At 46.8% G+C, this 24080-nt stretch carries 22 protein-coding genes; 11 read left to right on the plus strand and 11 right to left on the minus strand.

Going from position 1 to position 24080, the window contains the following annotated elements:
* Positions 1–15 precede the first annotated feature (15 nt).
* Genes pdxH through V2I46_04500 form a run of 3 tightly spaced genes read right to left on the minus strand, consistent with a single transcriptional unit; the run spans position 16 to position 2912 of the window.
* A complete protein-coding gene (pdxH, locus tag V2I46_04490) occupies positions 16–660 on the minus strand; it encodes a pyridoxamine 5'-phosphate oxidase (GenBank protein ID MEE4176748.1) in 645 nt (214 codons plus the stop codon).
* A 6-nt stretch (positions 661–666) separates the two neighbouring features.
* Positions 667–1683, minus strand: coding sequence for a bifunctional ADP-heptose synthase (locus V2I46_04495; protein ID MEE4176749.1), 1017 nt, complete (start codon positions 1681–1683; stop codon positions 667–669).
* Positions 1684–1718: 35 nt separating this feature from the next.
* Complete coding sequence (locus tag V2I46_04500; GenBank protein ID MEE4176750.1) at positions 1719–2912, minus strand: pyridoxal phosphate-dependent aminotransferase; 1194 nt, start codon at positions 2910–2912, stop codon at positions 1719–1721.
* A 197-nt stretch (positions 2913–3109) separates the two neighbouring features.
* Between V2I46_04500 and V2I46_04505 the strand changes: the two genes are divergently transcribed.
* Together V2I46_04505 and thiS are read left to right on the plus strand one after the other, a co-directional pair.
* Positions 3110–3625 carry a hypothetical protein gene (locus V2I46_04505; protein MEE4176751.1) on the plus strand — a complete coding sequence of 172 codons (516 nt, stop codon included), beginning with the start codon at positions 3110–3112 and terminating at the stop codon, positions 3623–3625.
* Positions 3626–3635: 10 nt separating this feature from the next.
* Positions 3636–3842 (plus strand): sulfur carrier protein ThiS, encoded by a 207-nt coding sequence (thiS, locus tag V2I46_04510; protein MEE4176752.1) that lies wholly within the window; start codon positions 3636–3638, stop codon positions 3840–3842.
* On the opposite strand, the gene V2I46_04515 is transcribed toward thiS, so the two are convergent.
* Complete coding sequence (locus tag V2I46_04515) at positions 3829–5247, minus strand: DUF5103 domain-containing protein (protein MEE4176753.1); 1419 nt, start codon at positions 5245–5247, stop codon at positions 3829–3831. The two genes, thiS and V2I46_04515, sit on opposite strands and share 14 nt — an antisense overlap.
* A 150-nt stretch (positions 5248–5397) precedes the next feature.
* On the opposite strand from V2I46_04515, the gene V2I46_04520 reads away from it, so the two are divergent.
* The 8 genes from V2I46_04520 to V2I46_04555 are packed head-to-tail and all read left to right on the plus strand — an operon-like array spanning position 5398 to position 13272.
* Positions 5398–6759, plus strand: a complete 1362-nt coding sequence (locus V2I46_04520) for a Na(+)-translocating NADH-quinone reductase subunit A (protein MEE4176754.1) — start codon at positions 5398–5400, stop codon at positions 6757–6759.
* Between the two features lie 38 nt (positions 6760–6797).
* Positions 6798–7976, plus strand: a complete 1179-nt coding sequence (locus V2I46_04525) for an NADH:ubiquinone reductase (Na(+)-transporting) subunit B (protein MEE4176755.1) — start codon at positions 6798–6800, stop codon at positions 7974–7976.
* Positions 7977–7995: 19 nt separating this feature from the next.
* Positions 7996–8691 (plus strand): NADH:ubiquinone reductase (Na(+)-transporting) subunit C, encoded by a 696-nt coding sequence (gene nqrC, locus V2I46_04530; protein MEE4176756.1) that lies wholly within the window; start codon positions 7996–7998, stop codon positions 8689–8691.
* Positions 8688–9350: an NADH:ubiquinone reductase (Na(+)-transporting) subunit D gene (locus V2I46_04535; GenBank protein MEE4176757.1), complete on the plus strand. Its 663-nt coding sequence runs from the start codon at positions 8688–8690 to the stop codon at positions 9348–9350. The genes nqrC and V2I46_04535 overlap by 4 nt, the downstream gene beginning before the upstream one ends.
* A 34-nt stretch (positions 9351–9384) precedes the next feature.
* Positions 9385–10002: an NADH:ubiquinone reductase (Na(+)-transporting) subunit E gene (gene nqrE, locus V2I46_04540; protein MEE4176758.1), complete on the plus strand. Its 618-nt coding sequence runs from the start codon at positions 9385–9387 to the stop codon at positions 10000–10002.
* Positions 10003–10030: 28 nt separating this feature from the next.
* On the plus strand, positions 10031–11290 hold the full coding sequence (nqrF, locus tag V2I46_04545) for an NADH:ubiquinone reductase (Na(+)-transporting) subunit F (protein MEE4176759.1): 1260 nt from the start codon (positions 10031–10033) through the stop codon (positions 11288–11290).
* A 50-nt stretch (positions 11291–11340) separates the two neighbouring features.
* Complete coding sequence (locus tag V2I46_04550; protein MEE4176760.1) at positions 11341–12249, plus strand: cation diffusion facilitator family transporter; 909 nt, start codon at positions 11341–11343, stop codon at positions 12247–12249.
* 9 nt (positions 12250–12258) lie between these two features.
* Positions 12259–13272, plus strand: a complete 1014-nt coding sequence (locus V2I46_04555) for an FAD:protein FMN transferase (GenBank protein MEE4176761.1) — start codon at positions 12259–12261, stop codon at positions 13270–13272.
* A 51-nt stretch (positions 13273–13323) separates the two neighbouring features.
* Here the strand turns inward: V2I46_04555 and V2I46_04560 are convergent, their stop codons facing one another.
* Positions 13324–14037: a hypothetical protein gene (locus V2I46_04560; GenBank protein ID MEE4176762.1), complete on the minus strand. Its 714-nt coding sequence runs from the start codon at positions 14035–14037 to the stop codon at positions 13324–13326.
* A gap of 160 nt (positions 14038–14197) precedes the next feature.
* Between V2I46_04560 and V2I46_04565 the strand changes: the two genes are divergently transcribed.
* The gene (locus V2I46_04565) at positions 14198–14368 is read left to right on the plus strand and encodes a hypothetical protein (protein MEE4176763.1); all 171 of its coding nucleotides are present in this window, start codon (positions 14198–14200) and stop codon (positions 14366–14368) included.
* Positions 14369–14409: 41 nt separating this feature from the next.
* Here V2I46_04565 and V2I46_04570 read toward each other — a convergent pair whose 3' ends face one another.
* From V2I46_04570 to V2I46_04595, 6 genes are all read right to left on the minus strand, one after another.
* The gene (locus V2I46_04570; protein ID MEE4176764.1) at positions 14410–15174 is read right to left on the minus strand and encodes an RNA methyltransferase; all 765 of its coding nucleotides are present in this window, start codon (positions 15172–15174) and stop codon (positions 14410–14412) included.
* A gap of 90 nt (positions 15175–15264) precedes the next feature.
* Positions 15265–15714, minus strand: coding sequence for a 50S ribosomal protein L9 (gene rplI / locus V2I46_04575; GenBank protein MEE4176765.1), 450 nt, complete (start codon positions 15712–15714; stop codon positions 15265–15267).
* A gap of 12 nt (positions 15715–15726) precedes the next feature.
* Complete coding sequence (rpsR, locus tag V2I46_04580) at positions 15727–15999, minus strand: 30S ribosomal protein S18 (GenBank protein MEE4176766.1); 273 nt, start codon at positions 15997–15999, stop codon at positions 15727–15729.
* Between the two features lie 32 nt (positions 16000–16031).
* Positions 16032–16388: a 30S ribosomal protein S6 gene (rpsF, locus tag V2I46_04585; GenBank protein ID MEE4176767.1), complete on the minus strand. Its 357-nt coding sequence runs from the start codon at positions 16386–16388 to the stop codon at positions 16032–16034.
* Positions 16389–16882: 494 nt separating this feature from the next.
* Entirely contained in the window at positions 16883–18436 is a 1554-nt protein-coding gene (locus V2I46_04590) for a hypothetical protein (protein MEE4176768.1), read from the minus strand.
* A gap of 54 nt (positions 18437–18490) precedes the next feature.
* Positions 18491–24079, minus strand: a complete 5589-nt coding sequence (locus V2I46_04595) for a hypothetical protein (GenBank protein MEE4176769.1) — start codon at positions 24077–24079, stop codon at positions 18491–18493.
* Position 24080 lies beyond the last annotated feature (1 nt).

Raw genomic sequence — 24080 nt, forward strand, 5'->3', positions numbered from 1 at the left:
TTATAGTTATTGTAATCAGGGCGCCAGTCTTTTCATTGTCCACTGACCATCCTGCATTTCATAAACCAGGCGGTCGTGCAGCCTGTTCTGGCGCCCCTGCCAGAATTCAATGTGCTCAGGAATCAACCGGAATCCCCCCCAGAAAGTTGGACGGGGAACTTCCCTGTTTTCAAATTTCTTTTCAAACGCCTGGTATCTTTTTTCAAGGTAATGCCGTCCACTGATCTCCTGGCTCTGGGGTGAAGCCCAGGCACCGATCTGGCTGGTTCTGGGCCTTAAGGCAAAATAGGTATCAGACTCTTCTTCGGTAACCATTTCCACTTTTCCTTCAACCCTGACCTGCCGCTGCAGTTCAAGCCACAAGAAGACCAGGCTTGCATAAGGATTGACCTGAAGTTGATTTCCTTTATGGCTGTCGTAATTGGTGAAAAAAACAAACCCGGTTTCGTCGAGGGTTTTCAACAGAACAACCCTGGCACGGGGTTTTCCTTCCTGATCTGTGGTGGCCAGGGTCATTGCATTGGGTTCGGGAATGCCACTCTCAAGGGCCTGATCAAACCATTGGCTGAACTGGCTGAAAGGGTGGCCCAGGGCCACCGACTCATCGAAGGTGGCCGCAGCATATTCCTGCCTGAGATGCGCCAGGTTTTTTTTCACCATTATGTTTTATTTGCAAAGGATTTCCAATGCTTCTTTCAGCAATTGCTCGCGATTAACGGGTACAACGCCTACCTGTTCGCAAACGATTCCCCCAGCCAGGTTTGCCAGCCGGGCAGTAAAATCAGGGGAGGCCCCTGCACCCAGGCAAAGGGCCGCAATACTGATCACGGTGTCGCCCGCCCCGGAAACGTCTGCAATTTGCCGAAGATGTGCTGGAATGTGTCCGAAGTGAGGCTCGCCTGTATTGGTTTTAACCTGGTAAAGGATCCCCTTGTCGGACAGCGTGGCCAGCACCATTTGCGCATCCAGCTTTTCCTGAAGGACATCAATGGCTTTTTTGATCGCTTCTGTGCTTTCGGGTTCCTCGTCCAGTTTTAAACCTTCCCGCAATTCTTTCAGGTTTGGCTTGAAAAGATCTGCACGATGGTAATGCAGGAAGTTCTTTTTCTTAGGATCGACCACAACCTGAATTCCGCTCTCATGGGCCAGATCCGTGACTTTCCCGATCAATTCACTTGTAATAACCCCTTTATCATAATCTTCAAAGATGATCACATCGGCCTTTTGGGCTTTGACCATTCCGCTGATATGGCTGAACAAGGCCTCTGTTTCTTCTGCAGCCAGATCGTGTTCGTGTTCTTCATCTACCCTGAGTAACTGGGCATTATTGCCAATGATCCTGAACTTAACTGTGGTCTGGCGCCCAGAACTTCTTAGGATCCCTTCGGTTGGCATCCCTCTTTGCTTTAGCAGTTCAAGGAATTGTCCCCCCTTTTCATCCTGCCCGATGACAGCACAAAGCATGGGAGTAGCCCCCATGCTCTGGATGTTAAGGGCAACATTGGCAGCGCCACCCAATCGGTTTTCCCGTTTTTTCAGTGCGACCACAGGCACTGGTGCCTCGGGCGAGATACGATCTACTTTACCCCACAAATAGGCATCGATCATCACATCGCCAATGATCAGTACCCTGAGGTCCTTAATTCGGTTAAAAAGCTGATGAATAGTTTCTTTGTCGAACATGTTCACGGTTCAAAACGGATTCCAACATCCAGGCATTATTTAAGGTCTGCCAGCGCTTTTTTCATTCGGTTGACCGCTTCAATCAGAAGGTCATTTGAAGTGGCGTAAGAAAACCTGATGCACTCAGGATCACCAAAAGCATCTCCTGGCACCAGGGCAACATAAGCTTTATTTAGTAGATACATGCAAAGGTCAGGAGCATTCTCGACACGGGTTTCCCCATCCGTTTTTCCAAAATAGGACTTCACATTGGGAAAAACATAAAAAGCGCCTTCCGGCTTGTTGGTAATGAGCCCGGGGATGTCTTTCATCAAATCCAGGACTAAATCGCGGCGTTCACGAAACTTCTCCAGCATTGGAATGGTGTTAGCCGGATCTGCTTCCACGGCCGCAATGGTAGCCCGCTGGGCTATGGAATTGGTGCCCGAAGTAAATTGCCCCTGTAGTTTGGTACAGGCTTTGGCAATATCCAGGTGAGCGGCCAGGTAACCCACACGCCAGCCTGTCATTGAAAATCCCTTGGAAACCCCGTTGATGATGATTACACGGTCGCGAACAGATTCGAACTGGGCAATACTTTCGTGGCTTCCCGAAAAGTTGATGTGCTCATAAATTTCATCCGAAAGGATAAAGACATGTGGGTGTTTTTCGAAAACCTCTGCCAGGGCTTTCAGCTCTTCACGGCTGTATACCGAACCAGTGGGGTTACAAGGGCTTGAGAACATAAACACCTTGGTTTTAAGAGTAATGGCGGCTTCCAGTTGTGCCGGGGTGATCTTGAAATCGTTTTCAATACCTGCCGTAACATAAACAGCTTCTCCTTCGGCCAGCTTGACCATATCGCGATAGCTTACCCAATAAGGGGATGCAACGATCACTTCATCACCAGGATTCACCAGGCAAAGGAGGGTGTTGATCAGCGCCTGTTTGGCTCCGGTGCTCACCACGATCTGATCGGGACTGTAATCCAGATTGTTATCGCGCTTCAACTTATGGGAGATGGCCTGACGCAGTTCCAGATAGCCGTTTACCGGGGTATAAAATGAGAAGTTCTCATCAATGGCCTTTTTGGCAGCTGTCTTAACAAAGTCAGGGGTGAAAAAATCAGGCTCTCCCAGGCTCAGATTGATAACGTCATAACCTTGCGCTTTCAGTTCACGACTTTTGCGCGCCATGGCAAGGGTTTCAGATTCAGATAACTTTGTGATTCGGTTTGATAGGGTGATCATAGTAATGATTAATAAAAGAGAATGATTTTGAATTAATGGTTTGATTACAGGTATTTTATGTTTGCCTGAAGCGGCAAATTTAGCAAATAAACCGCTTAAGCTGCAAAAACCCTTGCAATTTTATAGCCGCGAAGGCTGCTTAACTTTCATGGGTAAATGTAAAAAGCCATTATCTTTGTGGCCAAAACCTCAGAAATATGTCAGAAATTGTTAATGTGATCCGTTACACCATTCCTGCTGTGATCGTATTTATCACGGCTTATTTCCTGTTAAAGGAGTTTTTCCATCAGGAAAGTAAAAAGCGCGAACTTGATGTCAGGTTGGAAAAGGTGCGGATCATGATGCCCATCCGGATGCAGGCCTACGAGCGTATCATTTTATTCCTGGAACGTATTTCCCCCACCAACCTTGTGATGCGTGTGCACCAGCAGGGGATGACATCGGCCGAATTTCAGAAAGTGCTGGTCCAGACCATTCGTGATGAATATACTCACAATCTTTCGCAACAATTATATGTATCAACCAAGGCCTGGGACCTGGTGAAAACAGCCCGGGAGGAAATGATTCGCCAGATCAACACCTCTGCTGCACAGCTGGGAGAAAAAGCCACTTCCATCGATCTGAGCAACAAACTCCTGGAGATGAGCATGGAAAAAATGGCCACAAAAAAGGCCCTTGATTTCCTGAAAGAGGAAGCCAGGCAAAATTTCTAGAGCAACCTGAATGAAGATAATACTGAACAACCGTCCCGAAGAACTGGAGGGTTATGAAGAACTTACCGTTAACGAATTGCTTAAGGTAAAGAACTTTACCTTCAAATTTCTGGCTGTGCGTATCAACAGCAGGCCTGTAAGAACCGCTGAATACGATGATGCGGTTATCAGGGATGGCGATCAGGTGGTGGTGATGCACCTGATCAGCGGGGGCTGATTTGCCTGGCCGCCGTATTGAAATGCCGGATGCCGATAAGTCTGTCGTGCAAGGTCCCTGGCTGGCGGTGGTACACAAAAATCGAATAATCATTCTCCGCTTCTGAAAAGCTGCCTTCAATTTCACTTACACGCCCCATTGATGAACCGTCATCCAAAACGACATACTGGTAATTGTAATAACCCTGTTTAAGTAACAGGCTCGTCTCGTATTTCCGGGCGCGGGAATTATAGACCATCTCGTTGTCACGGGTCAGGTTCCAGTTAGTAAGTGCCCCCATGACATGTACGGTGGCATTATCCACCGGCGCATTCATCGGCAGGCTGAAATACACCCAGGCATAATCACTCTCCAGCATATCATCGTTGAAATCCACGTTTTTGATGTTATACCTCCCGTTGATGTCACCATCGCTGGAATATCTGCGTGCACTCCTGAGCGGGTCGTTGAGCAGGAAAACCTCCCAATGCCTTGGAGAGGAAGAAATATCGGCTATCCGTTCTGACAGAAAACGCAGGCTTCGAATGTCAAAGCGCCTGAATTCATTGCCACCCTCAAATAATAACTCCTGTTCGTAGTCATAAACAAAGCGGTTCCCCTGTATCATTCTCGGCTGAATGCCAATGATGGCATTATCCCAGCGTCCATTCTGGGTGATTACAAGTTTCATGTCCTGGCCCGGATTGGAAATGTAATAATCCAGGGTGTTGATGGCAAACGATAACTGCTGATGGGAATCGCGATATCTTACAAGGGTGGCCTGCCTTACATCGCCTTCTATTCCCACCTGCTGCTCAAAAACCATAAACCGCCTCGTAAATACCACATCGTCAGGGTTCCCGTTCAGATAAACCTTTAAAATGTAATTGCCCGAAAGCCGCGGCCGCAAGTTATAGGATGGAAATTCGAGATAATATTGCGTGTAAGGAACCACGGTATTAATCGAACGGCTATAATCCCGGATCATATCCTCATTAAACCCGTCAATGTATTCAAAACTTTGCAGGGGAGTAGGAGTCCAGTAAGCATCGCAGTGAATAATGGTGTAGTAATAGTCCTTGTAATCGGCATCCAGATCATCAAATCTTAAAATCAACTGCTCATCAGATTCAAACCGGATATGCGGGGGGGCCATGTCCCAGCCTTTTTTGTAAAATAAAATGGTTTGAATGTTGTTTGAATACACATAATCGCCGTACAGAAAAAAATCTTTAATATCTTTATTCTGATTTTGTTGACTTGAAGGAATTACTGAACCCTTTACTGCCTTTTTGATCGGTTCTGGAATTGCTGCACCAGTCTTTATAGGCCAGTGAAACAAAAAAAAGATCATCGTGGCCCCAACAAACAGGTATTTTCTTACCTGATTAATCTTGTGTTTGACGGAAGTTTTTTTAATGAACATATGAAAGAATTTAGATACCTGTTAAATTGGAGAAAGGCTCCCTTAAAACAAAGCTAATTAAAAACCAGTAAAAGGGCAAAAACGTTTCAAATATTTGAAAATATCAATAATTTTGCCCCTTGAGTCTTAACTACAAATTTTAGTCCAAAGATGCCAAAAACGATCAAGATCAGAAAAGGGCTTAACATTCCTTTGCAGGGCAATGCCGAAAAAATTCTTCAACCTTCCCCTGCAGCACAAGTGTATGCCGTCAAGCCACCCGATTTCCATGGACTGACCCCAAAGATGCTGGTGAAGGAAGGCGATGCCCTCAAAGCCGGCACTCCTTTGTTTTTCGACAAATACAATGAAAAGGTTTTATTCACCTCTCCGGTGAGTGGCACTTTTCAGGAAATTGTTCGTGGGGAGAAACGGCGCATCATGGAAGTGCTGATAAAAGCCGATGGTAAAGATGAAGCGGTTGATTTTGGTGCTGCCAGCCCCGCAGGACTGGACCGCGATGAAATCATCCAGCGCCTTCTTAAAAGTGGTGCCTGGCCCTTTATTCGTCAGCGGCCTTATGCAGTCATCGCCAATCCTTCCGACAAACCCAAGTCCATTTTTATTTCTGCCTTTAGCACGGTTCCCCTGGCTCCTGATCTTGATTTTGTTGTCAAAGGACAGGAAAACTTTTTCCAGGCAGGCCTCGACATCATGAAAAAACTTACGGATGGAGAGGTGCATCTGAGTGTAGATGCCCTCAATACCAGGTCGGAGGCATTCCTGCAGGCTAAGGGTGTTAAAATCCATTCTTTTGAAGGACCACACCCAGCTGGAAATGTTGGGGTACAAATTCATCACATCGACCCTATCAATAAAGGCGACCTTGTCTGGTATGCCGACGTTCAGGACCTTATCATCATCGGCCGCCTTTTCGAAAAGGGCGTTTTCGACCCTACCCGAGTCATTGCCCTTAATGGCCCCGAGGTGCTCAATCCACGCTATTATAAGGTTAAAATCGGGGCTCAGTTTCTATCATTTGCTGAAAATAACCTCCGCCGTGAAAAGGGTACTATCCCCAGAATTATTAGTGGCGATGTGCTTACCGGCACCGCCATAGAGGAAAAAGGTTTTCTGGGGTTTTATGACAACCAAATTACCGTAATCCCCGAAGGTAATCATCCTGAATTTATGGGATGGCTAATCCCCAATATCAACCGCTTCAGCATGTCGCGCACCTGGCCTTCTTTCCTGATGCCCTGGAAGAAATATCGTCTCGATACCAATATCCGGAGCGGCGAACGCCCCTTTGTAATGACCGGTGTATATGAAAAGGTGCTTCCTTTGGATGTGATGCCTATGCAGTTGCTGAAGGCTATTATGATTAATGATATTGAAAAAATGGAAAAGCTGGGTATTTATGAAGTGGCGCCCGAAGATTTTGCACTTTGTGAATATGTCTGCCCATCCAAGATTGAGATCCAGACCATCCTTCGGGAAGGCCTCGATTCCATTCGCAGTGAATTTGCCTGATGAGCCAGTATTGATTGTTAACTCAAAAGTGATTTGCCTTGAAAGCATTAATTCAGTTTGTTGAAAAGAAGATACAGCCCAATTTTGAATCGGGAGGTAAGCTTCATAAATTCCACCGGAGTTTTGAAGCTTTTCAGACCTTTCTTTATGTGAAGGGCGATGTAACCAGACAGGGTAGCCACATTCGCGATGCCATCGATATGAAGCGAACCATGTTTCATGTGGTCATCGCCCTGGTCCCCGCACTGCTGTTCGGCATGTGGAATGTGGGGCTGCAGCACTATATTGCCTTGGGCATGGATGTTACCTTCTGGAACGAATTTTGGTTTGGTTTTATTCGTGTGTTTCCCATTGTGGTGGTTAGTTATGTGACGGGTCTGGCCGTTGAATTTATCTTTGCCGAAATCCGCAATCACGAAGTCAATGAAGGCTTCCTGGTCTCGGGGATGCTGATCCCGCTCATCGTGCCCGTTACAACCCCTCTTTGGATGGTTGCACTGGCAACAATTTTCGCAGTGATCATTGGCAAGGAGGTTTTTGGAGGAACCGGAATGAATATTCTTAATCCTGCACTGCTTGCAAGGGCCTTCCTGTTTTTTGCCTACCCCGCATATATGTCGGGTGAGGTTTGGATCAACACCACCCTGCGCGAAGGACAGCAATTGGTTGACGGATTCTCAGGGGCAACCCCATTGGCTATGCTGGCCTCCAACGAGGTTCAGCAGCTTCCTTCGGTCCTCGAGATGTTTCTTGGCACCATACCCGGTTCCATTGGGGAGACCTCTACCGTGGCAATTCTGATTGGGGCGGTAATCCTGGTGACTACAGGCGTAGGAAGCCTCCGGATTATGCTCTCCGTGGTGGCAGGCGGACTGCTGATGGGCGGGGTGCTCAACTTGTTTTCAGTGAACGAATTTATGGCTATTCCTCCTTATTATCATTTGATCATGGGTGGGTTTGCCTTTGGGGCCGTTTTTATGGCTACCGACCCGGTCACCGCTTCCCAAACACCCAAAGGGAAATACATCTACGGCCTCCTTATCGGGGTATTTACCGTATTAATACGCGTGCTTAACCCGGCATATCCCGAGGGCATGATGCTGGCCATTCTGCTGATGAACGTGTTTGCTCCGCTGATTGACCACTATGTGGTGGAAGCCAATATGAAACGGCGCATCAAACGTATGAAGCCTTCCACGGTAAAAGTCCAAGCTTAAACCTGAAAATCTCAAAACAATGTATAGCAACAAGTATATTTTTATTTACTCTTCGGTGATGGTGCTCATTGTGGCATTGCTGCTTTCGGCAGCTGCAATGTTTCTCAAACCCATGCAGGAGAGGAATATGCGCATTGAGAAAATGCAGAACATACTGGCCTCCATTAACATTACGGCTTCCCGTGGGGAAGCTGAAACCTTGTTTGACCAGTATATCGTGGAAACAAAGGTGGTTAACAGCAAGGGGGAAGAGATTGAAGGTAATGCCTTTAATGTCAACCTCCAGGATGAGAACCGTAAGGCTCCGGAAGAGCGTCAGCTCCCCGTGTTCATTGCCGATGTGGATGGAGATACTTATTACATCGTACCCCTGAGGGGCAACGGCCTTTGGGGGGCTATCTGGGGTTACTTCAGCCTGGCCTCGGATCTGGAAACCGTCGTTGGTGCCAACTTTGACCATGCCAGCGAAACCCCCGGGCTGGGAGCCGAAATCTCACAGCGTGAATTTGAAAACCAGTTTGCCGGGAAACGCATTTTTGATGAAGAAGGTACCTTTACTCCCGTGACTGTTGTTAAGGGGGGTGCCCCCGAAGGAGATCCCCACGGTGTGGATGCCATTAGCGGTGGCACAATTACCTCCAACGGGGTGACCAATATGATCCGCGATGGCCTGGGTATCTATGAGTCGTACTTTTTAAAATTGAAATCCTTATGAGCGAAAACACCAATAAACCCAAAAAAGAAGAGCTATTCTCTCTGAAAAACCGGAAGCTCCTCTCAAACCCAATGGGAAAGGATAACCCCATTACTGTGCAGGTGCTTGGGATTTGTTCGGTGCTGGCCATTACCGTCCAGCTGAAGACTTCCCTGGTAATGGCAATATCTGTGCTGGCCGTCATGGGCGCTTCCAATGTCATTATTTCTTTGCTGCGCAACACCATCCCGCCACGCATCCGAATCATCGTTCAGCTGGTTGTGGTGGCATCCCTGGTGATTCTTGTCGACCAGGTATTGAAGGCCTTTGTATATGACGTGAGCCGCCAATTGTCGGTGTTCGTGGGGTTGATCATCACCAACTGCATTATCATGGGGCGCCTGGAAGCCTTTGCCCTTTCCAACAAACCCTGGCCTTCTTTCCTCGACGGGATTGGCAATGCTGCTGGTTATGGTGCCGTTTTGCTGACCGTAGGGTTCTTTCGCGAACTTCTTGGCTCAGGAACACTGTTTGGTTACCAGGTGATCCCCAATTTCCTCTATAATATTGGCTATGTCAACAATGGTTTCATGATTCTGCCTCCAATGGCGCTCATCGTGGTCGGGGTCATTATCTGGATACAGCGTCACAGGAACCCCGAACTGGTCGATATTAGCTAATACGGCGATTCGTTAACAAAAACATTAAGAAAAAATGGAAGAGTATATCAGTTTATTTGTCAGGTCAATTTTTGTTGACAATATGGTATTTGCCTATTTCTTAGGCATGTGCTCATACCTGGCCGTATCCCGGACCGTGAAAACCAGTGTTGGTTTGGGGATCGCCGTAACTTTTGTCCTGGGGATCACGGTTCCTATAAATTATCTTTTGACCAATTATGTTCTTGGTAAAGGAGCATTGTCCTGGCTGGGGCCCCAGTTTGCCACAGTCGACCTGAGCTTTCTCACCTTTATTATGTTCATTGCCATCATTGCCGCCATGGTTCAGTTGGTGGAAATGGTCATCGAGAAATTCAGTCCTACACTCTATTCCTCGCTGGGGATTTTTCTCCCCCTGATTGCCGTGAACTGCGCTATCCTCGGGGGCTCTCTCTTTATGCAGGAACGTAGCTTCCCCAACGTAGGGATGGCAACAGTGTATGGTCTGGGTAGCGGGATTGGATGGTTCCTTGCCATTGTGGGCATTGCTGCCATTCGCGAAAAAATTCAATATTCCAACGTGCCAGCTCCCTTGCGCGGATTAGGAATCACCTTTATTATCACCGGGCTTATGGGTATTGCTTTCATGAGCTTTATGGGAATCGAACTGTAATTGAGTAACACAGAAAAATTTTTACAACATGCTTTTGCTTGAAATTAGTAATCTGTGGATCATCACCCTGAGCGTAGTCTTTTTCCTGGTGGTTATGCTGCTGTTGGTGGCCCTGCTGCTTTATGCCCGGGCCAAACTGGTTCCCAGTGGGCCGGTGAAGATTACCATTAACGAAGAAAAAGAACTGACCGTGAATGCTGGCAGCACGCTGCTGACCACCCTTTCCCAGCAGGGAATTTACCTTCCAAGCGCCTGTGGCGGGGGCGGTACCTGTGCCATGTGCCGCTGCCAGATCCTGGATGGTGCCGGCGATATCCTGCCCACCGAAGTTGGCTATTTCTCCCGCAAGGAAATTCAGGACAACTGGCGCCTGAGCTGTCAGGTCAAAGTCAAAGCCGATCTGAAGATCCAGGTGCCCAAAGAAATCTTCGGCATCAAGAAGTGGGAATGCGAGGTGGTCTCTAACCACAACGTGGCAACCTTTATTAAGGAATTTGTGGTTAAACTGCCCGAAGGCGAAACCCTTGACTTCGAATCAGGAAGCTATATCCAAATTGACGTGCCTGAAATCGAGGTCGACTTCAAGGATATGGACATTGAAGAGAAGTTCCACAGCGACTGGGATAAATTCAAAATGTGGGACCTCAAGATGCGAAATCCCGAACCCATCTTCCGCGCATACTCAATGGCCAATCACCCCGCGGAAGGCAATATCATTATGCTTAATATTCGTATTGCCACCCCGCCATGGGATCCCAAACGAAATGCCTTTATGAATGTGAATCCCGGGATTTGTTCTTCTTATATTTTCTCCCGGAAACCCGGTGACAAGGTTATGATATCAGGGCCTTATGGTGAATTCCACATCAAGAAAACCAACCGCGAGATGGTGTATATCGGGGGTGGGGCTGGGATGGCTCCCCTGCGTTCGCATATTTTTCACCTCTTCCATACCCTGAAGACCGACCGCAAGGTCTCTTACTGGTATGGTGCCCGCTCAATGCGCGAGGTCTTTTACGAAGAGGACTTCCGCAAAATTGAAAGAGAATTTCCCAATTTTAAGTTTAACCTGGCCCTTTCTGAACCCCTCCCGGAAGACAACTGGAATGGCTATAAGGGCTTCATTCACCAGGTGGCACTCGATAACTATCTGAGCAAACACCCCGAACCTGAAGAGGTAGAATACTATCTCTGCGGGCCTCCTATAATGAATGAATCGGTCCTCCGCATGCTCGATAACCTGGGTGTGCCAAAAGAGAACATTGACCTTGATGATTTTGGCGGTTAGCCTCAAGCCCCGGTAACGGGGCTTTTTTTGCTCACCTCCATGCTTTTAATATGAAACAGCAACGTCAAAGAGAAGCGAACAGGGTCACTTGGGTTGGCTTTTTCTCCAACCTCGGCCTGACAGTGTTCAAACTGGTTGCAGGCATCCTGGGCCATTCCGGGGCTATGATTGCCGATGCCATACACTCGGTTAGCGACTTTGCCACCGATCTGGTCGTGGTTGGCAGCCTTAAGGTGTCTTCCCGCCCCAGCGACGGGAACCATAAATACGGGCACGGTAAGGTCGAAACCCTGGCCGCCGCATTGGTGGGAATGGTGCTTGCAGTCGTGGGCCTTGGCATCCTGTTCAACGGCGCTAAGAATATTTACACACACTACCGCATCGAAGCCCTGCAAAGTCCCGGCATCATTGCCCTGATGGCTGCCATTCTTTCTATACTGATCAAAGAGTTTCTGTATCGTTATACCATTGGTGTGGGAAAACGCATCAACAGCCAGGTGGTGGTAGCAAACGCCTGGCATCACCGCAGCGATGCCTATTCATCAATCGGTACGGTTTTGGGTATCGGCGGTGCCATTTTCCTGGGTCCCCGCTGGGTCATCCTCGATCCACTCGCCGCAATGGTGGTTAGTTTCTTTATTTTAAAGGTGGCTTATAAGATTTCCCGGGATTCCCTTGCTGAACTGATTGAAACTTCTCTGCCCCATCAGCAGGAGCAGGAAATCCTGGATCTGGCAGCGGCCATTCAGGGGGTTTTCAATCCCCACGACCTGAAGACCCGCAAGATCGGGAGCGATATTGCCATAGATCTGCACATCAACGTGAAGCGAGAGCTCAATGTGGAAGAAGCCCACGATATTACCGATGAACTCGAAGACTGCCTGCGCCGTAAATACGGCCCTGAAACCCATATCTCCGTCCACGCCGAACCCCTGATTGAAAATCATAACCAAGAATAAAAGATAATGATGAATAAACGATTTCTTCTATTTTTTATCGCTGTTGTCTTTTCGATTGCAGCCTGTAATGTTTCGCCCAAGGAATCCCAGCTTGTAAATATTCGCGGGGTGGTGTTCGGAACTTATTATTCTATTTCCTATTATGAGGAGGGGGGAACCGTTTTTCAGGAAGAAATTGACAGTCTCTTCAACGTCTTCAACGAGTCTATGTCGTATTATGTGCCTCAGGCCCTGATCTCAAGGGTGAATAATAATGAGACCCAGGAAGTGGACGAATTCTTCCGGGTGGTTTACCTGCGTTCTGTTGAAATTTATAAGTCCTCAGCAGGGGCTTTTGATCCCACCGTTTCCCCTTTGGTCAATGCCTGGGGATTTGGGTTCCTGAAAAGGGAAGAAATGTCGCAAAAAAAGATCGACAGCCTACAGCAATTGACCGGGCTTGACCGTACCCGTCTGGAAGGGAACATCATTATCAAGGACGACCCCCGCATTCAGTTTGACTTCAATGCCATTGCCAAAGGCTATGCCGCCGATGTAGTTGGAAACTTCCTTGAAACAAAAGATATCACCACTTACCTTGTTGAGATTGGCGGCGATTTGGTGGCCAAAGGGCTCAAACCCAACGGCACCAAGTGGCGTATCGGCCTCGAAAAACCAGCCACCGAGTTTGATGACCCACAGGACTGGGATTTTTATGTTGAACTCCAGGACCGGGCTGTAGCCACTTCTGGCAATTACCGTCGCTATTATGAAGAAGACGGCCAACGCTTCTCACATACCATCGACCCCTTTACAGGTTATCCCGTGACCCATAACCTGCTGAGTGTTTCTGTGTTTGCAAAGGATGGCATCACCGCTGATGCCTATGCAACGGCGTTTATGGTTATGGGATTTGAGAAAGCTAAAGGTTTTGTGGAATCCCATCCCGAAATGGATGCTTTCTTCATTTTTTCAACCGGTGCTGAACAATATGGCACCTATGCAACCCCTGGACTGACGCTCCTTAAGAGAGAAGATCTGTAAGTAAGGAATAATTCCTTAAGGGGTTTAAGCTGATTGAAAAAAAGGGAATAGTTATTGTTCGCTGATCAGTTTCAGGTAACGCTCCCTGATTGGATTGATCTTCTCGGGTGACATCCCTTCCTTGTAAATTCTGATCAGGTTCACAATCTGCTTGTTTTCGTATAAGTAAGCCGTTGCGGCATCAAAGAATAACAGATCGGTATCATATTTTGCCTTAGCGGTCAAACCCCTGAAATCCTCCCAGGGAATAAAGTCGGGCACTCTGAAATATCCCACATTGGCTTGGGTGGTGTCCAAATAAATGCCGCTATCATAAGGGATGAGGTACATAAACTTTTGCAGGCAAATCATCACTGGTTGCTCTTTGAAGCTGGCAAACTGTTTTTTAAACCTGATGCCTTCATCCTGGTAAAGTTTCTGGATATGCGGAACCTGACAGTATTTCTTAAGCTGTTTGATCCGGATCACCTGGCAGGTGCGCGTGTTCATGCTTGTACTCCCGGCGGCTGCGTCAAAAGGACAATTAACCTTTTTCTGCACTTTTGCAGTGGCCCTGAGAATGGTTTCAAAACCATGATACCCGTCGAGGACGAAATACAAATACGCGTCCATATCCATCTCCGGACGGTCGTTATAGTAATAGAAAAAAGGCCTCGGCGATTCCATCACCTGGGTTCCTGTCAGGACCAGGTCTTTGTCAAGGGTGGTCAGGGGTTCTTCTTTGGTGACACCACCAAATCGTTCGATGATCCGGTTATTTTCCATGGCAAAAAGGTTTTGGTGCTGTACCGCTAAAGATACAAAAAATTAAATACCAAAACAAAAGCCCGGAAAACGGGGTGTAAAAAATATGTAATAAAGGGGGATGTGATTTTTAACTGAGCTTAACCTCAATGGTATTCTTGCAATCCTCGGGGGCTTCCGAATGACAAGAGCAGGGAAGGGCTTTTCCCGTTTTGGGGTCGAAGTTGCTTCCGCAAGTCTTTTTGAAGCTTTCTCCAGGGATGAAGAACATTTTGATGGCAATGCCGCCGATGGCGAGCGCAACGAGGGCTATGGCGAGAAGAAAAACTTGCATATCAGAAAAGTGTTTTAATTTTTTCTTACATAAAGATAACTATATTTTTCCAATTTTCTCTATTTTTTGCTAAACCAGGCCATCAAAATTCCTGCAGCCACCGAGGCGTTGAGCGACTCGGCAGCATCTGCCTTGCCGGGCTTTCTGCCTCCGTGTATCCTGACTTTTTTATTCACCAGGGATGCCACCGCTGGGGAGATGCCCTTCGATTCATTTCCAATGACCAGCAGGCCATCCTTGGCTGCCTCCACATCATAATGGTCTGTTCCTTCAAGGAAGGCGCCGTAAACAGGAAATTTCCCCTTTACCTTTTCAAGGAAAGGCACCAGTTCCGAATAATTGACATCCACCCTTAGAAAGGAACCCATTGTTGCCTGGACTACCTTGGCGCTGAATACCTCGACCGTATCGGGGGAGCATACAATCCTTCGAATGCCAAACCAGTCGGCCGTACGGATGATGGTGCCGAGGTTGCCCGGGTCCTGCACCTGGTCGAGCAACAACGTAAGCCCGCCAGCACCAGGTTCCGGCTCATTCCCTGCCTCAGGCATTCTCACCACGGCAAGCACCCGGTTTGGAGTCTTCAGGCCGCTGATGCGACCAAGGTCCTTTTCGCTTACTTCATAGATATCAATTCCTTGTGGGATCTGATTCCGGTGGCTCTCCAGCCAGCCAGTCAGGGCATACACCCCTTCCACCCGGAAGGTGCTCGCCCAGAGTTCGGATACGATTTTTTCTCCCTCGGCTACAAAGGCTCCGTATTGCCGCCTGAATTTCTTCTGCTGCAGGCTCTGAACGTATTTGATTTGCGAATGGGTGAGCAAGGTGTGGGGTTTTGTTTGCAATATTACAAAAAAACCTGTCCCCTCAGCGAGGAAACAGGCTTTTCAATTGGTGTGGTTTTCGGCAATTGCTTATTCGGCAACCACTTCAAATTTGATGTCGAAGCGAACTTCTTTGTGGAGGTTGATCTTGGCGGTATAAACGCCCAGTTCTTTCACTGCATCACCGTCCACAACGATACGCTTGCGGTCTACTTCAATGTCGTACTGCTCTTTGATGGCTTCTGCGATCTGCAGGGCATTTACTGAACCGAAAATCTTGCCTGATGTACCCACTTTGGCGCCAATTTTCACTTCAATATCGCGGAGTTTATCAGCCAGCTTTTCGGCATCCTTCTTCACCTTTTCCTCTTTATAAGCACGTTGCTTGAGGGTCTCGGCCAGTTTTTTCTTCTCCGAAGGAATGGCAAGAATGGCGTAGCCTTTCGGGATCAGGTAATTGGCGCCGTAGCCGTCTTTAACGGTTAAGATATCGTCTTTGAATCCCAGGTTGGGAACATCTTGAATCAGAATAATTTCCATCGTTTTACCTCCTTATTTTAAAAGATCAGCTACATAAGGCATCAGGGCCAGGTGACGGGCACGCTTGATGGCGCGGGCCACTTTACGCTGGTATTTTACCGAAGTCCCGGTAAGACGGCGGGGAAGGATCTTGCCCTGCTCGTTGACAAACTTCAACAAAAAGTTGGCGTCCTTATAATCAATGTATTTGATGCCTGCTTTCTTGAAGCGGCAGTATTTCTTCTTCTTGATATCTACGGCAATGGGTGCCAGATACCTGATTTCTGAATTTTGCTGATTAGCCATTTTTCAAATCCTTTGTTCGTTAAACTACCTGTTTATTCTTTCTCCGTTACTTTAGAAACGTCCTTATCGGCGCGCCTCTTTTCGTTGTATGCCACGGCAAACTTGTCGAGCGATACGGTCAGGAATCGGATAATGCGCTCATCCCTTTTCATTGCAAGCTCTAGCTCGGCAACTACGGTGGGCTCGGCTTTGAATTCTATCAAGTGATAAAAGCCGGTCGATTTTTTCTGAATAGGATAAGCGAGTTTGCGCAGGCCCCAATGATCTTCATAAACGATCTCCGCACCTTTGCTTTTCAGGTAGTCCTGAAACTTACTTACCGCTTCCTTCATCTGTTCATCAGACAAAACGGGAGTCATAATGAAAACGGTTTCGTACTGTCTTACCATTTTTGTACTGTTTTTAAATGATTGATTTACTTTGCTTTTTCGTTTTTCTCAAACGAGTTGCAAAGGTAATAAAAGTTTTTGTAAATCCGTACCGGCTTTTAAAAGAGATTTTTAACCTTTAAAAAGTGATTTCGGCGAGGGCCTATCCCGGGATCAGGGTCGGAGTTAATACGGAGTTTATTCGGTTTAAACCGAATAAACTCCGTATTAACTCCGTATTAACTATGGGCCTGGCAGGGCATTAATATGTCTGTGATTCTTTTTTGGATTGATTTTCAGCGCTTTATGATTTCAGCGCTTTTGGTGGGAAATGGAACACCTGGATGATGGATTGAAAATTGTTTTTTCGTACTTTTGCCCGGCTCTGATCCCTTAATATTTATGCAGGAAGAAACTAAACCCCTTTCATAGGGCTTGGTGGCCTTGGTTTGGTTTGCAGGAATTTAGCGGGACGTTTTGCAGCCGCAGAATTTTGTTAGCGGAGTTGGGGTTTCTTACCTGAACTCGCTGGCTTCTTCCGATGGTTCACTTTCGGTGCCTTCCAGGTTTTTTGTGGTAAGATGGTAGGTGTACCATTTCCCGGTTTGAACATCCCGGTCAAGGTATTCCTCGGCATCGGCTTCAAGGGTAGCAATAAGAAGGGGTGTTCCACCTTCTTGACTTCGGTAGACCAGAACCGACTGAATGTCAGGATAAATGGCCCTGCTCCACTCCAGTTGCATTCCTTCCTCTATTGAGATCGTTCTCAGGCCAAAAGGGGCCACAGGGATGTTAATCGGAAGACTAACGGTGGCCAAGGCTCCCTCTGTACTGACATTCCCATCCAAATCGACAGAATGAACTTTGTAAGTGTAGGTTTTTCCTGCTTGGGCCGTGCTGTCGGTGTGGTTGTTGAGTAAAAAAATGGATTCTGGATCAAATAAATCGCTGAATGCGCCATCCGTTTCTTTTCTGAAGATTTTATAGCCAACGATGGCGATATTGTTTTCCTCCATATCTTCCCAGAATAAGCGTACCCTGCCGTTTTCTTCATAGGCATCAAGGCTTAAGGGGCTTTCAGGTGGTGTTGAAATGAGTGGTCGGGCATAGGCTTTGTTTGAGAAAGCGCTTTCAACAAAGCTGGTGCTTTCCGTCACGGCGGCATAGGTGTATGTTCTGCGGCCGGAGAGTAGGGTTAGCGTATCGTAATATTCCACGAAATCTTCGCCGGACTCAAAGCGTACCAGACTGCTTATGAGAGACAGCTCAGGGTCGAGGCCATCGTCACGATAAATCCTTACTCCGGCAGCCTCCGCATCGGTGGCCTGTATGCGGAGGTGAACCCCACCCTTTACGCCACGCGCAAATTCTATGAAAGGCGGGATGGGTGGATTGGGATTGTAGGAGGCACTGAAGATGACATTGCTGGTCAGGGGCTTATTGCCGCTATTGGTAATGGCTATTATCTGGTAGTAGTAGTTTATGTCGGCTTCCGTATCGTAATCGGTGAAGGAAAGTTCGCTGGCAGGGATCGTGGCAATTTTCTCAAATCCCCGCTCGAGATAACGGCTTTTGAATAGTTCAAACATTTTCACGTCTTCATACGTGTTCATTTTCCAGGAGATGGTAATACCCTTCTCCCTTCCGAGTTTCTCCGCCTGGGTTGAACTGAACCAGTGGCGTTTGGTTATTGTGTTTGGAATGATAACAATGTCAGAAGTTTGCCCGGCTTGCCCCAATGTATCAATGGGGGCCAGAAAATATTGCAGGTTGGAATCAATGGCCAGAAAGGGAGTGATGGTATCTTGCAATACGTAAAAGGTGGTGTCGTTTCGTTGATAAAGCATTTTTATCCCAACTGCCTCAATGGGTTCTCCCGGTTTATACCTGACGGGAATGAAATCAGGGGCTGGATTATTACCCGTTGAAAACCACTTGATATAAACCATTTGCGGGGTTCTTTCACTTTCGAAAAAGTGAATGGAATCAAACCTGGCTTCTGGCTGAGTTTGGCAAAAAGCCGCGCTTGCCCATAAGCCTGAAATTATCAAGAAAAAATACTTTCTCATTTTGACCAGTTTTTTGTTTATTGAACGCTGGAAAATTTTTTTAACAGGTTTGGATCAAGGACAAAGGCTGCCGCTTGAGGTACAACTACCCAAGAAAAGATTAAAGTCTGTTCCGGTGCTGGCAATTTTTAATGTCAACCCAAATTCGGGAGAAGGTGTACTCCAGTCAATCCAGCCTAATGGCGTTAAGAATTCGGCAGATGCACCGGCACTCAGGCTCCCGCAGCCAGTAATATCATAGTTTCCATTGGAATAGTACACTCCGGCAATTCCCAACTGTGCTTTGGCATAAGCAGATACATTAAATACTTCAATGCTTGCACTTCCTGCAATATCACCCTGGGCCATCAGTGACAGGCCATAGGTGTTAACGGCCGGATCGAAACTCATCCAGGTGCGGGCGTAAAGCGATAGATCTGCATTCACTTTTACTCCAATTACCTCATCCGATTCAGGAACAGGTACGCCCCATTCTATTGGGTGAATTAATTCTTTCGTTAAACTACCCTGCAGCAAAAAGCCCGAAACGTGACTTTGAAAGGCGGATGGAATGCAGGTTAGTGCGCCAAATGGAGCTGCTAATGCAGGTGGAACGTCCTTGTAATCGCCGAAAAGGCCGAAAAGGTTACAGCCGCCGATGCCTGGGATTTGAATCTCTCCACTGATGTTCAGATACCAGCCGTTGGGGTCGAAGATGCAGTCGGCTACGCCATCTGCTTGCATTCCCATCAGGTTTTTATGAATGTCAAGAGAGCCTTTCAAACGGGAGTTGGCGAAGTCGTAAGTAAAACTCATACCGGGAAAATCATCTAGTTTGCTTACCTTGATGCTTTGTCCCTCTGCAGATATTTCTCCTTCACACACAAATTTTATCCTGCTTTTTTGGGGGTTGTCGCTTATGCCTGTCATACCCATCATTTCTCCTTCAAACCAGAAGTTATTCCACTTGTTGATTGATTTATTGAGTTCCATTCCACCCACCACTTTTTCAAAATATTTTGATTTATCCTGGGTAATGAAAATATTCTCATTTGGAGGAATTTCAACTATGGTAGATGCGCTTCTGTGCAACAAAACTATGTTTACGGGCAAGAGTTTTCCTTCCTCTCCGGCAGTGCCCCTGGCCGTAAAAAGGTCATTGCTGAATTCAATGCTTTTCCTGTCCCACATAAAAGACATATTGTTGTGGATGAAGTTGATGGTACCCGGGCTGTTGACTTTAAACGTGTAACCCGAGGTGTTTTTCTCCCAGGCCATATTGCCGGCGAATTCATCGATATACTGAATCCGGGGTTTGTATTTCCCTTGAACTACGATGTACGGAGGGTCAGCAAATTCGTAAACAAGGATTTTTGTTCCGCTATATGTTATGAAATCAACAACACTAAAGAGTTTAATGCTTGCATTCATAACATTAATCCTGGGTTCTGAGCCATCGCTGAGCAAGGAAATGAGGGAAATGGGAACCCTTTGATTGCCTAAACCGGGAAGCTGTTCAATGTAAGCGGTTTGGGGGCCTCCATCGCTGGCTGCAAAAAGCTTCCATTTCATTATTCCGTTATCTTCAACGTAAGTAAGGCCTTTGTTGGAGGTTGTAATATGTAATGGGATGGAATTCAGCAGCGTGATGTTGCTGAAATCGGCCCGTGCGTTCTGGTATTTTAAGCTTGCATAGGTTATTTCAAGGTCTTTGATCCCAGCCTTGATTTTTGCATCGATGGTGGCGTTTTTTAACCAAATGCCATTCGAGCTCAAATCCCAGTCATTACTGGTGAGTTTCCACTGTCCAAGTTGAAGGGTGATGGGGTTGTTCTGTCCCAATTGGACCTCGTTTTTGGTGATCACCACGTTGCCTACGTTTAATCTCAGGTTTCTGGGGTTGGTATTGTCGCAATTGGTGTGAAGGGTCGTTTGCAGTGAGACCCGGTTTTGATTCAGGAATGATTTTGCCGGGTCGGCATAGGCTGCATTGGTAAATTGGGGGAAAGAATAACGTACTTCGCCCCCAGTGTTGTTGCACAGGTAAAACCCATTGGAAGTGAGGGAGACTGGGTTCTTTACCAGCGGGTCGGCCACAAATGCAGGGATTAGCATTTTCGTGGTGCCTGAACCCGTATTGGTGGCCAGATACAAGTTAGGAAGGCCAACCAGCGAAATGTTGAACTCGGTGGGCGGAACCATCACCCTGCCTTTTATCACCCCGTAGGCCGAGCCGGTGCTGTATCTGTCAATGATCAGCCCACGATAAGCGGATAGCTTTGCCCCAAATGTGTTAAATACTGTCAGGTCAAGGGTTGATGTTGAAAGATTTACGGGTAAACTGGCCGGCTCAGCATTGGGTATACCATTTTCATTGATCTGGCTTCCCGGTTTGATTTCAATATTCCTGAACCCCAGAATAGCACCCGCGTACGCATTGAACTGGTTATTGTCTGGAAGGTCAGTAATATTTCCGCTGATGAGTACTTTCCCATCGTCAGTTGCCACAAGTTTGGTTACTTCCATCGGAAACCCCATAAGCCGGGTGATATCCATATCATCGTACACCGTGAGATTAAAATCCTGGTTGTGGCATTGGTCGGAGGGTTGCATAATCAGGATTTGCTTTTCATCGCCTATATAATTTGATTGGGACTTGGAGGCCGTAAAAATTTGCTTGTAGAACCGCACCGGCACATTGAATATTTGGTATGCACCAAGCCCTGAAAGACTGGTCAGGGTGTCCTTGTTTCCAAGGTAACGAACATTCGCCTCGTGAACCGGTGAATCTGTTCCTACTCCTGCATATACATTTCCTTTAAGGCAGGCTGCACGTGGCAAACCGCAGGAAATTACTGTGGGACTGCCACTCACCGGGATTTTGACGTCGTAATATTTTGTTTCAAAATTTCTGTCGGTTACTGAAGGCATACCAACCCGCACCCGGTAAACCTGGTTAGCTTCTGTGCCTGCATTTTCAAAGCTCAGTTCAACAATTCCGTTATCATCCGTGAAATCTCCTATTGGAAAACCCTGGTCGTTTTTTACATCAAGAATGTGGACCCAGCAGTTTTTTATGGGCAACAATGGGTTTCCCTGAACGAATACTCTTACTTTAAGCCTTCTTTTTACAGTGTAAAGATTCACGTCTAGGGATTGGGTTGGCTGCCCCGCAATAAAAGTGAGGGTGTCGGAAATGTAACCTTGTTTTTCAACGATGAGCTGTTGGGGCTGTCCGGGCAAACGTGGAACGGCAATTTTGTAATATCCGGTATTAGGGTTGCTCAGAACTGAGTTGCCGTCCAGCAACCTTGCCGTGGCTCTCAATCCCTTCCCTGTTTCACCATCGCGGATATAACCAACCAATTGTGCAGCTTTCTCAAGCTCAATTTCAACATTAACTTGCTTTCCAAAATCAAGGGCAGCATAATTTCGGATTGCCTGCTTGTAGCCGGGATATTTGACCTTGAGCCTTCTGGTTGGCCCAATTACAGCCTGGCTCGTTTGGCTATAGAGCAGGGTCAGGTCGTTGAAGGCAAAGCTGCCATCGGAAGCAGTAATGACTTTTTGTAAAGGAGGAATGCAAAGACCAACACCACCCCCGCCACTGTTCACGCAATCGTTAAGCCAGGCATCCTGATATATTTTTGTAATGCGCGAAAGGATCTTTGCATTCTGTTGGGGCGTAAATGCATAATCTTCCCTCAGTTCCAAGCTTACCCCTTCTATTGGATTCGGGGTGTTGGCATCAAGGACTTTACCAAAAATCCTTGGATAATGAGGCTCCAGGAACAGGTCTTTAGCAAGGGTATGATAATTATAGAATTTGGGGAATTCCATCGTGGCAGGGTTAATCCAACCTTCACCCGAAGGCAGTTGGCTCGGAGGATAAATGGGTATTGGGGCCCCGAAGCTAAAGTGCTGGTTACTGCCTTCCTCAATATCCGCCACAAGGTAGTATTGATAGGTTGGGTTGTGGTGCCAAATCACTCTTTGGAACGAAATAGTTCCTTCAGCCCCTGTTGTTCCGTGTGCAACAACTTGAAAACCATAAAATTTACTGACAATTGAAGATTCAACCTGGGGATTTCCATTTTTACGCATGCCATCTTCCATTGGGTAGATCTGATAGGAGAAATCCACTTTGCGGCATAGATATACATTGATACCGGGCAGAACACTGGTTCCCACGGCATGATCCAATTCTGTGCTGACTGGCTTTGGTTTTACGGTTACTTTTAACTCATAGCTTCTGACTTTCGATGTTACTGTTGATAAATTATTATCCTTCCCAATTTCAGGCAGAATGGCTAATTCAGGGTTAAATAAATAGTTGTTGTGGGGGGCATCAATAAAGATTACCAGAGCTCTATAGGTGTCAAAACCAACTTCTGCCCCGCTGGTTAATAATTCAAAAGAAATATTGTCAAAAAAAGTAAAGTTAAAATTACCGTCATTTTCGGTTTTTGCAGTTGCGATGACTTTCCCTATTTCCGGGTAATCCAGGGTTGGTGAAGTTAAATATCTGTTAAAATTTTCAGGTATGGGGTTCTTTCCTTTTATTACTTCAACATGGGCAACCACCAACCTGATGTTCGCGTTTGCCAGGGCATAGTTGTTGGGGCTTCCCCCTTCCATATATTGATAGTTTAATTTTCCGCGAACAGTGGTGAATTGAAAGGGAGGGGGGGCATTCATTTCGATGCCACCAACGTTAATGATATTTTGAGGAGATTCTTCAAAGGGAAGGTCTGCAAAATCCCAGAGGGATGTTTCTTTTTTAATTTTAAAACTGCAAATTTCGCTCATACCGCGGTTACGGAAGTTCACGTGCCCCCGCGGGTCAAAGGCCTTTACCGCAAAGGCATAGGTTCTGCCGGGGGTCAGGGCAGGCTGGGCAGGGCCGTACAGAAACACATTGCCGATAACTGTGGTTTCGAAAAAAATGGGCGCCCTGGCCGATTTAAAGGCATCGTAAATATTGTGGCCATCGGGTTGAACCTCCACAATTTTTAAACTGTACTGTGTAAGTGGCGAAGCCCCTGCAGGCATAGTCCACGAAAAGACAATATTCTGCGGGGTCATTGGGGTGATTTCTTCGTGGCAAAGGGGCTGAAGAATGATTGGCGCCTCGAGGTTCGAAATTCTTAAAACGGAACTGCAGCCCATAGGCTCTCCTTGTGAAACCATCTGACCATCTTCGTAAGAATAGGCCACAAAACAAATCTGGTAATCATCTTCGGGCAAACCACTTCCGTAAAACACTTCATTTGCAGTTATTCCTTGAAAATCTAAATTGTTCTCATTAAAAATTTCCTGGATGCTGCTCAAACTCAATCTGTGCACCATACCCGGTTGAAGCCTGATGGGATTTGCAGACTGGAACTCTGGCTTTGATTGAATCATTATTTCATTGGCCCCCGATATGGTAACGTGCAAATATATGTCGAGGCTAATTAAATCAACAAGACTGGTTTGAACCGTTACAATCATCTTGTTTGGGTTGCTGATATAGTCACTTAGACTTGGTGAGTAGGGCGGGGCCACCATCACATTCACCTGAACCGGATAGAATTGTGCATAAGCCTTACCGCTAGAAAGGAATGTTAAGATCAGGAAAAGCAAAAAATATCTGGCAGCTTGTGCTGAAATAACGCTTGTCATT

The sequence above is a fragment of the Bacteroides sp. genome, from assembly GCA_036351255.1.
Lineage (GTDB): Bacteria > Bacteroidota > Bacteroidia > Bacteroidales > UBA7960 > UBA7960.